Below are 14,144 nucleotides of genomic sequence, written 5' to 3'. Positions count from 1 at the left end.
ACATAAAAAAACTACGCGATTTTATGAAAAAATCGCGTAGTGTCCATTACTTAAATTATTAATTAGTCAACGTAAATTTCGTCTAAAGGTTTTACAATAATTTGATTAATTTCTTGGAAAACTTGACTCATTTTTTGTTCTGCTTGCATTAATTGTGAAATATTTTCATCTTTTTCAATAGCTTGAGCTTGTTCTTGAGCTTTAGCTAATTCTTCTTCAGGAATTTCTTGACCTTGCATTTGTTTTTGTTGGAAATTCATTTGAGTTTCACGGAACTCATCGAATAATTTTTTAGATTCTTCATTTTCTTTAACTTTAGCAAAAGCATCTTTAATAGCTTTGTATTCATCACTATCTCTTAATGCTTGTTCTAGTTGATTTGCATAATCATATAAATTTACTGCCATTTTAAATTGCACTCCTTCGTGTAATAATGATATTTTGACAACTCTTTAATACCATAACATATTATGATTAGTTATACAAAAATTGCGATTAAACCTTGGAAAAGACCAATCATACCACCTAAAATAAATCCTAATAAGGTAATTAATTTTAATTCTTTATTAGCAATTTCAATAATCAACTTTTCAATGTAATCTAAATCAAATGTATTGATTTGATCTTCTACTAGTTTACGTAGATTAATTTTTTGCATTATCGTTGAGAGATGTTTGGATGCTTGACTAATAATAAGTTGTGTAACTTTATCTGATAACGTTGTCTCTAAATATTGCATTAATCTTGGTGATAGTTGATTAAGTGGTTTATCTATTTTTTCATTTAAATTTAAATATGAAGTAATAAGTAATGTAACTGAGTCTGATAGTTTTGAAAATTGAGCCTCATCAATGATTTTCTTAAGTGATTGTCGTTTCAGCGTCTCATATTCATTATCAATCACTTGGTTTACAATACGTTTTGCTTTAGGATGATTGGTTAAACGAATCAATTCATGTTGGATTCTATCTGCAATACTTTCTTTTGTCATAAACATTTGTAGTAATCCAACGATTTTACCTTTTTCATTAAAAAATGTATCGAGCATGTCATAAATATCACGAGCGCCTTTATCAGATGACAGATAAACACGAGCTCTTTCGCATAATAAATCTCCTAATGGCTCGACTTTCTTATCAATCATTCGCTTAGTTTCTTTTGGTAGTAACTTAATCACTTCTTCATTTCGATGTTCATTATAAAAAGCTAATAGCTTTTGTGAAATTGTATCTTCTAATTTCTCATTGACTAAGTAATCTATTTTAACATCAAACTTCTCAGCAAAGTAACGAATTGTAGCTTGATCACTTTTTAATTTCGCTATTTGCTCCTTAACTAATTCATTAATTGTTTCTTTAGTTTTCGTTTCATTTAGTTTGTTGTGAATCAAAGTTTCTGTAATGAGATGTTCTTCAATCACTTGCCCTATCTTTGTAGCTATTTCATCTCTTCTTTTAGGTATTAAACCAGGTGTAAATGGAATTCGCATATTAAATATATAATGAGCTTTATAGGGATGAAACAACATTCTAATAGCTATAACATTCGTGACACCACCAATGATTGCTCCTATTACTATCATAAAGATGACTACTAATACTGCTTGCATTTAAATAACTCCTTAATTTTTATATAAGCAATAGCAAAATTATACCATGACAAATGTAAACTGCATAACTTAATAGTTCAACGTACATTTATATTTACAAATTTTTGAAATAAAAAAATAATGAATTCATCGCAAAATTACAGTGAATTCATTATTAATTGAAAATAGTGATTCAGTTGAAGGTCAACTCTTCTATCACTATATCTTATTTATATTAAAATTAAACGTGCATTAATTCTTCTTTAGCATTTCTATTAAAGTAAGTTTCTGCTTCTCTTAATTTAGATGTTCCAAAAATAGGTTGTTTTTCAGGATTAAGCACTCTGTAGATATTACTTACTTTATTACTTTGTAAAATAAATCCATTACGCGTTTCCATTGTATTCCAATAAATATCACTTGTTGTAGAATGATTAGGATATGCACAATGGTTTCTTGAAATTGTTTGTACAATTTCTAATGGATCGCAACCAAATGTGTTATTTAAAACATCTGAATCTCTAAATAAAGCACAAATTGATACACAAGTTGTCCAATTTGGTAATACACGTTCTTTTTCGATTTGAACAAGTGTTTTTTTAGAAAGACCTATTGTTTGTGCCATAGTATCTTGTGTGTATCCTGCTTCAATACGCACCATTTTAAATTTTGTTTGAATTAAATCTGTAAAACTCTGTCTATCCATTACTCTTCTCTACCTTTCTAATAGGAGTTATTTTATCCGGACGCAAGAAATTGCAATAATACACATTTCTTGAAACACAAATTACATCTTAATATATTTTCAATAAAATGAAAAGAGAAATTTTTGTTTTTACGTATAATTTTATAAATGGCAAAATTATCAAAATAATTAAACTAATAAAACAAGTCATTTGTCTATCATTATCATATTTTAAAATTACCGTTTTTATTTTTAATAGATCTATTCAATTTATATTAATTTATTTTCAATAGCATATATAGCAGCTTGTGTTCGATCTGAAACTTGTAATTTATTAAATATATGACTGACATGTGTTTTAACTGTTTTCTCAGATACAAATAAACTTTTTGCAATGTCTTTATTTGTCTTACCTTTCACCATCTCTTTTAATACTTCCATCTCTCTTTTAGATAATTTATTATTAAAGTGTGGTTTTTCATGCATTGCATCAATTACATTTTTAGCTTTTGGATGTATTATTTTCTCATTATTTAATACTTTAGTAATAGTAGCAATCAGCTTTTGTGGTTCAACATCTTTAATTTCATAACCATCAGCACCTTCATTAATGGCAGACATAACATATTCATCATCCACATAACTTGTAAGCACTAACACTTTTATGTATGGGTAATATTTTTTTATATAATGCGTCACTTCGATACCATTCATTTTAGGCATAACTAAATCTAATAATACTAAATCAGGCATATTATTCTCATTTAAATATTTAATAAATGCGTCACCATCAGAAAAACTTGCTTGTATATCTAAACCCTCAACTGTTGAAATTAGAAATTCTAGTCCTTGTCTAACAATGTGATGATCATCGATTAAAACGATACTTGCCAAATTTATCACCTACTTTAAATTGGAATATTAAGATAAATAGTTGTCCCCATTTGTTTATCTGATTGTATGTTAAATTCTCCGTCTAAACTATGAATACGTTGCTTGATATTTTTTAGACCATGCGTCGTTTGATTTAAGTCATCACTCACATTAAATCCTTTTCCATCATCATAAATTTTAATATATAATTGATGTTCATTTTGTTGCATGTTAATAGATACTTGATTCGTTTGTGCATGTTTCTTCGTATTATTTAAAGCTTCTTGAAGCATTCGGTACACATTTTCTTCAACTAAATTGGATAATTTAATCAATCCTCTTACTTCGATGTTTAATTTTAAATCTAACATATTCGCATAATGTTGAATCGCATTCACTAACCCATGTTCTAAACCAATTGGCTTAAGTTGCCAAATTAACGCACGCATTTCATTTACTGCGTTTTGACTTGTATCTTCAATCATCTTAAATGCTTTTTTAGCTGTTTTATCCTCTGTGATATCATGTGCAGCATGAGCTGTTAGTTTTAATGAAAAAAGCATTTGGTTAACTGAATCATGTAAATCACGCGCTAGTCGATTTCGTTCACTTATTCGTGCTGCTTCTTTTTCTTGGTCTGTTAAGTATATACGTTTAATTGCAGAACCTATTTGTAAAGCTACTGATTCTAGTAACTCTAAATCGTCTTGACTATATACTACAGTATGAGGTGTCGCGACATTTAATAATCCATACTGTTCATCTCCTGATCTAAGTGGTACTGTCGCATGATGCGTAATAAGATAATCATCTTTTTCACTTTCTTGATTAGCTAAATTGATTCTTGAACAATTTATAATATTAGATGCTTTTGTTAAATTTTTATGATGATAAGCATTGACACACCAACACGTACCATTATTTAAATACTTACAATTATTATTTTTTAATGAATGAGGTAAATCAGTGCTAGCTACAAGTTCTTGTTCACCTTTTTTATTGATTAAAAAAATCCAACCTGTTGTAAAACTGCTACCATTGATTAAATAATCTAATACTTTATTCATCATATTATATAATTCAGTTTCTTCATTAAGATATTCTGCAATTTCTTTTAATAATGCTAAACGTGTCGGTTTTTCCATATTTTCGCCCCATTTTGTTATTTTGCGTTTATTATTATATCGTTTATTTTTAAAATTTAAAAATAGACTAATGAAAACAATTATAATTATCATTGTAAATTATGATATGATTAAACAGAATATTATAGGAGGATATTATGAAATTCAATGTACCTGAAACTTTCAATAATTATACGTTACGTGAAATTTTTCAAAAGTTAAAACTACCAAAAAAAGACTTACACCAATTAAATATGTCTAAAGATATCACGATTAATCAACAACCTAGTAAATTGACAGATAAAGTTGTCACAAATGATGTTGTTTATATTCCTATCCCTGAAGAAAAAAGTAATTATTTACCAAGTTATCGTTACGCACAGATTACATATGAAGATAACGATTTAGCTATTGTAATGAAACCTAAAGGGGTTAAAACTCATCCAAATGATTTAAAAGAAAGCAATACACTAATGAACCATGTTATCTATACTATGGATAGCGACTACGTTGAACCGATTCATCGTCTAGACCAAGAAACTGTGGGATTATTAATTGTTGCTAAAAATCCTTTAATGAAAAAAATACTAGATAGAATGCTTGAAGAGAATCAAATTACACGTATTTATCGTGCCAATGTAAAAGCATTACTACCTCTAAAACCACAAACAATTGATATGCCAATCGGTAAAGATAAATTTCATCCCAATAAGCGTCGTATTTCTAATACCGGACAACGAGCTATCACTCATATCTTAACATCAAAAATGATTAAAGAAGGCATTTGTCAATTGGAAATAAAATTAGATACAGGACGTACCCATCAAATACGTGTACATTTAGCAGAAATTGGTCATCCTGTCATAGGTGATCCATTATATGGAGATGCTACCTTACGTCAATTAGAATTGAATAGTTATAAGATTGAATTCACTCACCCACTTACTCAAGAATTGATTTCTGTAAGTTTAGATGATGAATAAATTTTTAAAATGCTCCTTTTAGATAACGCAGATCAAAGCATTATCTTTAAAAGGAGCATTTCAATTGATAATGTTATTTTAATGAGGATCGACCATATCTTCTGGTTTAATCCATTCCTCGAATTGTTCTTCTGTAACGTAGCCAGAATTAATTGCTGATTCTTTAAGTGTTAAACCTTCATTATGAGCTTTTTTAGCTATTTGAGCTGCTTTTTCATATCCAATATGAGGATTTAGTGCAGTTACAAGCATTAATGATTGATTTAAATAATGATTGATATTTTCTTCAATTGGTTCAATACCTATAGCACAATTTTTGTTAAATGTTTCCATTCCATCAGCTAATAAGTAAATAGATTGCAATGTATTATGAAGAATCACAGGTTTAAATACATTAAGTTCAAAATTACCTTGAGAACTCGCTATACCTACTGTCGTATCATTTCCTATCACTTGTACTGCAACCATTGTTAGCATTTCACATTGTGTTGGATTAACTTTACCTGGCATAATTGATGAACCTGGTTCATTTTCTGGAATTGAGATTTCCGCAAGTCCGGCTCTAGGTCCTGAAGCAAGCCATCTTATATCATTTGCTATTTTCATTAAGTCTGCTGCCAATGCTTTTAGTGTTCCATGAAGTTGCACCACTTCATCATGTGAGGTTAAAGCATGAAATTTATTTTCAGATGAAACAAATGCATAGCCTGTATGTTCTGAGATATATTTAGCTACTTTATCTCCAAATTCTGGATGTGCATTAATTCCTGTTCCAACTGCTGTTCCACCAATAGCTAAATTTAAAATATGTTGTTTAGATTCAGCTAATAATTGTTCACATTTATCTAGCATATAACGCCATCCACTAATTTCTTGTCCTAATCGAATTGGAGTAGCATCTTGTAAGTGAGTTCTACCAATTTTAATAATTGATTGATATTGGTTTTCTTTTTCTTTAAATGTGTCTCGTAAATGTTTTAAAGCAGGTTCTAATTTCGTTTCAATTTCATGGTATAAAGCAACATGCATAGCTGTAGGGAATGTATCATTCGAACTTTGAGATTTATTAACATCATCATTGGGATGAATCGATTCATCGCTATTATGTTCTTTTAAGTACTCATTAGCTACATAACTTACGACTTCATTCACATTCATATTACTTTGAGTACCGCTTCCCGTTTGCCATACAACTAAAGGAAAATGACCATCAAGTTCTCCTTTTAAAATTAAATCACAAGCATAAATGATAGCATCTTTCTTAGTATCACTTAATTTTCCTAATTCATGATTAGCAAGCGCGGCACCTCTTTTTAACTGAGCAAAACCATAAATCACCTCAATAGGCATATGTTCTTTACCTACTGGAAAGTTACGCTTACTTCTTTCAGTTTGTGCGCCCCAATATTTATCAGATGGTACTTCAATTTCACCAAACGTATCATGTTCAATTCTTACAGACATTCAATAATCCCCCTTATTTATGATTTAGTAATAGTATATCATTAATAAAATTAATGTAGCAATTCGAATATAAAGCGGTTTCATTTATAAAAAATAAAACACATGAAGTTGTATTACTTCACGTGTTTAAGAATAAATCTTATTCATATTTATATTTTACTGCTTTTACAACTGAAATAGCACTTATTATATACAAAATAGCGCTTATGACAAGCGTAACAGGACTTATCTTTACTAACATACCTAAAACCCCACCTAAACTTCGATAAAAATCATTAAGTGTATATGCCAAGATTCCTGTTACAATTAATATACATATAACACTAATCATAATTCCTTTTTGATTACTCTTAATGAATGGATGAGCAGTTGCATTATCTATTAAATCCTTTGATAAATTCAATTGTAATTGAATCACTTTAAATAACACTGGTAGATAGAGTGCTCCTAGAGCAATGGGAAAACCTTTAATAGAAATTAAACTAACAATGATTGTAATAATTGTTAAAGGTAGCCAATACTTATGTAACATATTTTTATCTCCTTCATTTTCATTAAAATATATTGTATCATAAGTTGTATTTCATAAAAAAAGCATTTTAATTAATCTATCGAAACAATTAATTAAAATGCTAAAATATATTAATTTAAATCTGAACGCGCTTCTGAATCATGTGTTTGATTATATTTATCTTCATCATTTTCTTCAGAAATCTGTTCCATTTCTTTTCCTAATGCTTCTAAATCATCCATATTTTGAACCATTGCATTTTCGTCTTCATGATAATTACGTTTACTATCTTTACTCATAAAAATAACCTCACAATAAAATTAAATATTATGCAAATCTCGCTGTGAAGTATTCTTTAACGTCTTCTGGTAATCCATCAGCAGCAGCTCTGTCTAAAACAACTGTTACCATACGATGTACTTTTAAATCAGCAGGTAAAAAGTTTGATTTACCATTTTCTTCATATAATCGTTTGATAACTTCACTTTTTTCAGCACCAGTTACAACTAAGATAATTTCGCGTGCCTTCATCAAACCTTGACGAATATTAACATCTAAATGTCCAGAGTTATCAATTGAAACAACTTGTAAAGTAAGTTTTCCTTTATTTTCTTTTGTTTTAATTCTATCATTGATTAATGATTCAGCATCATCATCAAGACTAATAGAATATACTTGCTCAGAAGGTACACCTAAAGCTTCATAGAACGAATGATTATCGTCATAGTCAAGAATATTAATTTGACTAAAATCTACAGCGTTACGATCAACTGATTTTTTTAATTCATCTAATACAGGTGCAGAATCCTTGTTTAAATGGAAACCAGCAATGGTAGTTGGGTTATTGTTAAATTGTTTTCTAATAATATCTCCAGCATAGTCTGCTGCATGTTGTTTATCTTCGAATACTTTAAAATTCATTGCCATAATAATTACACTCCTCTAAATGTAAAGTTCAACTAAAATAATTCATTTATTTACTAAATTACCCTATTTAAGGGGATATCAAACTATTTTAAAATTTTTATAATAATTCATTAATAAATATAACATTTTTTATTCTATTATAGTAATTAATTTTAAATTCTACTTTAATCCTGGGAAGTTTTGTTGTCGTAATGCTTCATAAATCAATAAAGCAGCAGTATTAGATAAATTTAAAGAACGAATATGATCACTCATAGGAATTCTTAAAGCAGTATCTGCATATTTCTCTTTTACCCAATCTGGTAAACCTGTAGTTTCTCTACCAAAGATAAAATAATTTTCTACTTCAGTATTTGAAAAATCAAAATCACTATAAGTTTGTTTACCAAATTTAGTAAGTAAATAATATTTACCATTTGTCACTTCGAAAAATGATTCAATGTTTTCATGATAAGTGATATTAACATGTTCCCAATAATCTAATCCAGCTCGTTTTAGCATCTTGTCATCTGTACTAAAGCCTAATGGTTTAATTAAATGCAAGTGTGTATTGGTACCTGCGCATGTACGTGCAATATTCCCAGTGTTTGCAGGTATTTCTGGTTGGAATAACACAATATGGTTTGTCATTTTTATTTCCTCATTTCTAGTCCTTTTCTCATTTCAACTTGAACTTCTTCAATCTCATTATCAAAATGCTCATAAATAAATGTTCTTGCATCATCGCCTAGTATTTGGCCAATAGCCCAATATGCTGTTCCTCTTATCATGGGTCTTGGATCATTCAATGCCACTTCCTTTAATTCAGGAATAGCCGCTTCTTCACCAAAATGTGCAAGTGCAATAATTGCATTCCGCTGTATAGGTTTCTTACCTCTCCATGCTCCTGCCAAATGACCATAAGTATTTTTAAATTCTTTATTACTCATTTGTAACAATGGAACTAAACGTGGCTTTAATATTTCTGGTTCTAAAATAATATCTTCGTGAGTTGTATTAATGCCTCTATTTTTCGGACAAACTTGTTGACAAGTATCACAACCATAAAGACGATTACCAATTTTATATCGATACTCATCTTTTAAATATCCTTTAGTTTGAGTTAAAAAGCTGATACATTTTTGAGAATTCAGTTGACCATTCCCTACTAAAGCACCCGTTGGACATCTATCTACACAAATTGTACAATCTCCACAACTGTCTAATATAGGATCATCCGGTTCAAAAGGAATACTAACTAACATTTCTCCTAAATATGTCCAAGTTCCTAGTTTTGGATTAATAACAAATCCATTTCTACCAACGAATCCTAATCCTGCTCTTTCAGCTACAGCGCGATCTGAAAGTACTCCAGTGTCAACCATGCTTTTTATTTCGACATCAGGAACCTTAGATTGAATAAATTCACTTAATTTGTCTAATCTTTTTTTCATAATTGAATGATAATCTTGACCCCAAGAGGCTCTCGCAAACATTCCTCTTCTATCGCCTTTTACACTTTTTGGCGCTCCCTTTAGCTTATTTGGATAACCAACAGCAATAGCTATAATAGAACGCGCTGTGGGTAAAGATAATTTAGGTTCTGTTCGTAACGCAATATCTGATTCTTCAAAACCTGATGCATAACCTTTTTCATGATAATCTACTAACTTTTGTTTCAGTTCATCGAAAGGATCAGCAGTAGTAAAACCAATACTATCTATACCAATGGAATACGCATAGTCAATGATTTCCTGTTTAAGTTGATGGTTCATCAACACTCTTGCCTCCTATAAAAAAGTCCATAGAACATTTTAACATAATCTTAATTTTTTATGATATTAAATATTTTTATAAATAAAAAAGAATCTGAGATATACTTTAAAGTATCTCAGATTCTTTAACTTTGAGAATGTTATAAAGAAAGTCTATATTTATAATTCAGAATAAATTCTATCTTCTTTTCTTAATTAACTTTTATTACTTTTTAGATATAAAACCTTATAAATGTTTTATCAGTCTTCATATACAACATGCTATAATACTTTCGCCAAAAAGTTTTTAGTTCTTTCATGTTTGGGATGATTAAATAATTGATCAGGTGTTTCACTTTCAACGACATATCCATCTGCCATAAATATTACTTTATCACCAACATCTTTAGCAAAACCCATTTCATGAGTTACAACCACCATTGTCATACCCTCTTTAGCTAAATCTTTCATAACTTTAAGTACTTCATAAACAACTTCAGGATCAAGTGCTGATGTTGGCTCATCAAATAATATGACATCAGGATGCATAGCTAAAGCTCTTGCTATTGCTACCCTTTGTTTTTGTCCGCCAGAGAGTTGAGAAGGATATGCGTTAACTTTCTCTTCAAGTCCTACTTTTTTTAGAAGTGCTTTACCTTCAATTTCTAGTTTTTTTAAATCAACTTTTTTTAACAACTTAGGTGCTAAAATGACATTTTCTAATACTGTTTTGTGAGGAAATAAATTGAAATTTTGAAATACCATTCCCATTTTTTGACGTAATTCACTTAAATTTATATTTTTATGTGTTAATTCTTTTCCTTCAAAAATCACTTTTCCATTTGATGGTGTTTCTAATAAATTCATACATCTTAATAATGTACTTTTACCACTTCCTGATGGTCCTATAATTGCTACAACTTCTCCTTTATTAATTTCTAAATTTATATCTTTGAGTACTTCATTTTTATTAAATGATTTATTTAAATTTTGAACTTTAATCACTGGCTTTCATTCTCCCTTCGATTAAACTCATACCTCTAGATAATGTAAATGTTAAAACAAAGTACATTATCGCAGCGATAATTAACGGTGTAAAAGGATCAAATGAAATACCTTGTACAACCTGAGCGTTAAACATAATTTCTCCTACTCCTATAGTAGAAACAATAGATGATTCTTTAATTAGTGTTACAAATTCATTACCTAACGCTGGTAAAATATTTTTAATTGCTTGGGGTAAAATGATATATCTCATTGTTTTAGAATAATTTAATCCTAAACATTGCGCTGCCTCTGTTTGCCCTTTATCAACAGCATTAATTCCAGCTCTAAATATTTCTGCAATATAAGCAGAAGAATTAATAACTAGTGCGATAGTACCACATACTAATGCTGAAACGTCTAAACCTAGAACAGCTGTCGTTCCAAAGAAAACTAAAAATACTTGAACTAACATCGGTGTTCCTCTTAAAAATTCTATGTAAATAGAGGCAATCCATGAAAGCAATTTAAACTTACTCAATTTAGCTAAAGCAATTAAAGCTCCTAATACTACACCAATCATTGATATTAAAATTGTATTTTTAAGTCCTTTGATAAAAAATGCACCATACTTATCAAAAAAGCTACTATCGTCTTGCATATCTTTAGAAGCTTTGTCCATGTATTTGCTAATTAAATGTTGGTCATTGACTTCCTTAATAGATTTATTGACATTCGCTAAAAGAATAGGTGAATTTTTTGGCACAGCTATGACATTATCTTTCTTTTCTTCATTAAAATTCACATTAGCTATCATTAAGCTGTTATTTTGTTTTACATATGCTTCAGCAACAGGTTTTTCTATTACCAACCCTTCTACCTTATTACTTTTAACTGCAAGAATAGCATCTGGTAGACGATTTAATGAACTAATGTCTGCATTCTCTATTTCTTGTTGCGCAATTTTTTCTTGTTCAGTCCCTTTTTGTGCTGCAACTTTTTTATTAGAAAAGTCTTTTAATGTATGAAATTTATTTTTATCGCTTTTTCTAATAAGCATTACATTGCCCGTTTTAGTATAAGAATCTGAGAAATCAACTTCTTTCTTTCTTTCTGGTGTTGAAGTCATACCAGAAATAATAACATCAATTTTTCCCGTTTTTAATGCACCGAGTAAACTATCAAATTGCATATTCACAATTTTTAATTTTAAGTGATTATCTTTAGCAATTTTTTTAGCTAAATCGATATCTATACCTGCGTATTCACTCTTACCTTTTACAGTCTTTTCAAATTCAAATGGTGCATAATCAGCTGATAATCCTACCCTTAATTCTCCACTTTCCTTAATTTTTTCCCATTTTGCATCTTGATCAGCGTGAGCCATAGGTTCTATATTTATAAAGGTCAAACTAATTAAGATTGCTATGATCATTGTTTTAAAAATATATTTCATATAGCAACCTCCTATAACTTTTTAATTATTATACACAATAAAGTATTAATATGCAATAAAAAATTCGAATAAAAAAAGCATCTACATTACTATAGATGCTTAAATACCTTTAAAATAATATTATTGGTGAGTGATTTCAAATCTATAAATATTATCATTATATGATGGTATAAACTTTTTGCATAATTCATGAATAATAAAAGCACTAATGAATGGAACAATAAAATAACCTAATGCTAATAGAAGAATATTAAATGTTGAATCACCCGGCATTCTATTAAACGCATTAATTGGACCAACTAATCCTGTATAACCAAATCCAGCTGATAATGGTGTTCCTTTTATTCCAATGAAGTATGTTAACAAACCGGAAATAATACCATTAATGGTTAATGGTATTGCAATGATTAAATGTTTTAAATAAACAGGAATCATCATCTTCGCAGCGCCAATAAACAAAACTAAATTGACACCAACTGAATTGACACGTAAAGAACCAAAGAAAAAAGTAACGCATGCAGCAACAATTCCCATGTTAGCAGCACCACTACCTAACCCATTTAAACTAATAGCTGTAGCAATAGCAACTAGAGAAATTGGCGTAACCATTAGTAGTGAAAATGTCACACTTATTAAGATAGACATGATTAAAGGATTAAATTCAGTAAATGAATTAATCACATGTCCTAAACTTTTTGTGATAATTTGTATATATGGCAAAGTCGTTAATCCAATTAATCCGCTGACTACTGGAATAAATACAGGTAAAATAATCATTTCTAAAGAACCAAATTTTCCTTGTAATAATAAATATAAAGCACATGCGATAATAATAACTAAAATTACGTTTATAATATCGCCAATTCCTTTTAATGCAATACCATTGGCATTCATTTGTATAGCTCCAGAGCCCAACATTGCTGATATACCTATCATACTAGCACCCGCACCACTAAATTTGAATTGATGTGCTGCCAGTATTCCAATAATAAATGCCATAAATGATTGAATAATTGTCACTAATTGAAAAACAAGCTCTAATATTGGATGTTGATCTTTAAATAATTTTAGTAGTTCTCCTAAAAGTGCATTTGGAAGTAATGCAATAACTACTCCTGCACCAACTGCATTAAGAATATTACTAAAAAAATATTTTAAGTTTATTCTAGTTCTACTCATAATAGCCTCCATTTTTAAATATTAGCTATATAATATTATATTATCTCATTTTATACAATATAAAATAAGTAGTTAAAAAAATATCAAATAAAAAAGGATTAAGTAGAGTGTTCTACTTAATCCTTTTAAATCCATTACATACCGGCGGTCGGGGTCGAACCGACACTCCAATAAAGGAACGGGATTTTGAGTCCCGCGCGTCTGCCAATTCCGCCACGCCGGCTTAATATATATAAATAAAAAACTTCCCTATGGAAGCAATTATGGAGCGGAAGATAGGACTTGCACCTATATCTTGTTCCGGGAAGGAACATATTCTAAAAGTTGAAATACTCCCGCATTATATCAAATTATGGAGCGGAAGATAGGACTTGCACCTATATCTTGTTCCGGGAAGGAACATATTCTAAAAGTTGAAATACTCCCGCATTGTATCAAATTATGGAGCGGAAGATAGGACTTACACCTATATCTCATTCCGGGAAGGAATGTGTTCTAAAATTGAACTACTCCCGCATAGCACATGGAGGCGGCAACCGGATTTGAACCGGTGATAAAGGTTTTGCAGACCTCTGCCTTACCACTTGGCTATGCCGCCAAAAAAACTGGGCTAGCTGGATTCGAACCAGCGCGTGAC

16 protein-coding genes and 3 tRNA genes are annotated in these 14,144 nt (G+C 29.9%); 2 read left to right on the top strand and 17 right to left on the bottom strand.

The genetic code is table 11. The features are described from left to right. Positions 1 to 62: 62 nt before the first annotated feature. The 5 genes from HMPREF2578_RS10645 to HMPREF2578_RS10625 form a co-directional block, all read right to left on the bottom strand. Positions 63 to 407, bottom strand: coding sequence for a YlbF/YmcA family competence regulator (locus HMPREF2578_RS10645; protein ID WP_017176392.1), 345 nt, complete (start codon positions 405 to 407; stop codon positions 63 to 65). A gap of 71 nt (positions 408 to 478) precedes the next feature. Beyond that, positions 479 to 1,609 carry a DUF445 domain-containing protein gene (locus HMPREF2578_RS10640; protein WP_017176393.1) on the bottom strand — a complete coding sequence of 377 codons (1,131 nt, stop codon included), beginning with the start codon at positions 1,607 to 1,609 and terminating at the stop codon, positions 479 to 481. 220 nt (positions 1,610 to 1,829) lie between these two features. Beyond that, the gene (locus HMPREF2578_RS10635; protein WP_002449642.1) at positions 1,830 to 2,294 is read right to left on the bottom strand and encodes an XRE family transcriptional regulator XdrA; all 465 of its coding nucleotides are present in this window, start codon (positions 2,292 to 2,294) and stop codon (positions 1,830 to 1,832) included. A 249-nt stretch (positions 2,295 to 2,543) separates the two neighbouring features. Further along, the gene (locus HMPREF2578_RS10630; protein ID WP_017176394.1) at positions 2,544 to 3,167 is read right to left on the bottom strand and encodes a response regulator; all 624 of its coding nucleotides are present in this window, start codon (positions 3,165 to 3,167) and stop codon (positions 2,544 to 2,546) included. Positions 3,168 to 3,181: 14 nt separating this feature from the next. After that, a complete protein-coding gene (locus tag HMPREF2578_RS10625) occupies positions 3,182 to 4,291 on the bottom strand; it encodes a GAF domain-containing sensor histidine kinase (protein WP_017176395.1) in 1,110 nt (369 codons plus the stop codon). Between the two features lie 137 nt (positions 4,292 to 4,428). Here HMPREF2578_RS10625 and HMPREF2578_RS10620 point away from each other — a divergent pair, with 137 nt between their 5' ends. Further along, positions 4,429 to 5,253: an RluA family pseudouridine synthase gene (locus HMPREF2578_RS10620; RefSeq protein WP_017176396.1), complete on the top strand. Its 825-nt coding sequence runs from the start codon at positions 4,429 to 4,431 to the stop codon at positions 5,251 to 5,253. A gap of 78 nt (positions 5,254 to 5,331) precedes the next feature. Here the strand turns inward: HMPREF2578_RS10620 and fumC are convergent, their stop codons facing one another. From fumC to HMPREF2578_RS10580, 9 genes are all read right to left on the bottom strand, one after another. After that, the gene (fumC, locus tag HMPREF2578_RS10615; protein ID WP_017176397.1) at positions 5,332 to 6,717 is read right to left on the bottom strand and encodes a class II fumarate hydratase; all 1,386 of its coding nucleotides are present in this window, start codon (positions 6,715 to 6,717) and stop codon (positions 5,332 to 5,334) included. Positions 6,718 to 6,856: 139 nt separating this feature from the next. Further along, on the bottom strand, positions 6,857 to 7,249 hold the full coding sequence (locus HMPREF2578_RS10610; protein WP_017176398.1) for a hypothetical protein: 393 nt from the start codon (positions 7,247 to 7,249) through the stop codon (positions 6,857 to 6,859). 110 nt (positions 7,250 to 7,359) lie between these two features. Then, positions 7,360 to 7,533, bottom strand: coding sequence for an SAS053 family DNA gyrase inhibitor (locus HMPREF2578_RS11095; RefSeq protein WP_249339582.1), 174 nt, complete (start codon positions 7,531 to 7,533; stop codon positions 7,360 to 7,362). Between the two features lie 22 nt (positions 7,534 to 7,555). After that, positions 7,556 to 8,155, bottom strand: coding sequence for a 6-phosphogluconolactonase (locus HMPREF2578_RS10605; RefSeq protein WP_017176400.1), 600 nt, complete (start codon positions 8,153 to 8,155; stop codon positions 7,556 to 7,558). A 159-nt stretch (positions 8,156 to 8,314) separates the two neighbouring features. Further along, positions 8,315 to 8,785: a tRNA (uridine(34)/cytosine(34)/5-carboxymethylaminomethyluridine(34)-2'-O)-methyltransferase TrmL gene (trmL, locus tag HMPREF2578_RS10600; protein WP_017176401.1), complete on the bottom strand. Its 471-nt coding sequence runs from the start codon at positions 8,783 to 8,785 to the stop codon at positions 8,315 to 8,317. 2 nt (positions 8,786 to 8,787) lie between these two features. Further along, on the bottom strand, positions 8,788 to 9,909 hold the full coding sequence (gene queG, locus HMPREF2578_RS10595; RefSeq protein WP_017176402.1) for a tRNA epoxyqueuosine(34) reductase QueG: 1,122 nt from the start codon (positions 9,907 to 9,909) through the stop codon (positions 8,788 to 8,790). Between the two features lie 261 nt (positions 9,910 to 10,170). Next, a complete protein-coding gene (locus HMPREF2578_RS10590) occupies positions 10,171 to 10,893 on the bottom strand; it encodes an amino acid ABC transporter ATP-binding protein (RefSeq protein WP_017176403.1) in 723 nt (240 codons plus the stop codon). Beyond that, a complete protein-coding gene (locus tag HMPREF2578_RS10585; RefSeq protein ID WP_070508479.1) occupies positions 10,886 to 12,328 on the bottom strand; it encodes an ABC transporter substrate-binding protein/permease in 1,443 nt (480 codons plus the stop codon). The genes HMPREF2578_RS10590 and HMPREF2578_RS10585 overlap by 8 nt, the downstream gene beginning before the upstream one ends. A gap of 120 nt (positions 12,329 to 12,448) precedes the next feature. Next, positions 12,449 to 13,465 carry a PTS sugar transporter subunit IIC gene (locus HMPREF2578_RS10580; RefSeq protein WP_353626972.1) on the bottom strand — a complete coding sequence of 339 codons (1,017 nt, stop codon included), beginning with the start codon at positions 13,463 to 13,465 and terminating at the stop codon, positions 12,449 to 12,451. Between HMPREF2578_RS10580 and HMPREF2578_RS11465 the strand changes: the two genes are divergently transcribed. Then, positions 13,434 to 13,532, top strand: coding sequence for a hypothetical protein (locus HMPREF2578_RS11465; RefSeq protein ID WP_353626971.1), 99 nt, complete (start codon positions 13,434 to 13,436; stop codon positions 13,530 to 13,532). The genes HMPREF2578_RS10580 and HMPREF2578_RS11465 overlap by 32 nt on opposite strands. A gap of 114 nt (positions 13,533 to 13,646) precedes the next feature. On the opposite strand, the gene HMPREF2578_RS10575 is transcribed toward HMPREF2578_RS11465, so the two are convergent. The 3 genes from HMPREF2578_RS10575 to HMPREF2578_RS10565 all read right to left on the bottom strand — a co-directional run bounded on the left by HMPREF2578_RS10575 (position 13,647) and on the right by HMPREF2578_RS10565 (position 14,105). Beyond that, positions 13,647 to 13,730, bottom strand: a tRNA-Leu gene (locus tag HMPREF2578_RS10575). 219 nt (positions 13,731 to 13,949) lie between these two features. After that, positions 13,950 to 14,023 (bottom strand) — tRNA-Gly (locus HMPREF2578_RS10570). Between the two features lie 8 nt (positions 14,024 to 14,031). Beyond that, positions 14,032 to 14,105: transfer RNA gene (locus HMPREF2578_RS10565), tRNA-Cys, on the bottom strand. Between the last annotated feature and the right edge of the window lie 39 nt (positions 14,106 to 14,144).

It is taken from the genome of Staphylococcus sp. HMSC072H03, from assembly GCF_001809305.1.
Classification (GTDB): Bacteria; Bacillota; Bacilli; order Staphylococcales; family Staphylococcaceae; genus Staphylococcus; species Staphylococcus hominis.
This window is presented reverse-complemented; position numbering and strand designations above follow the sequence as displayed.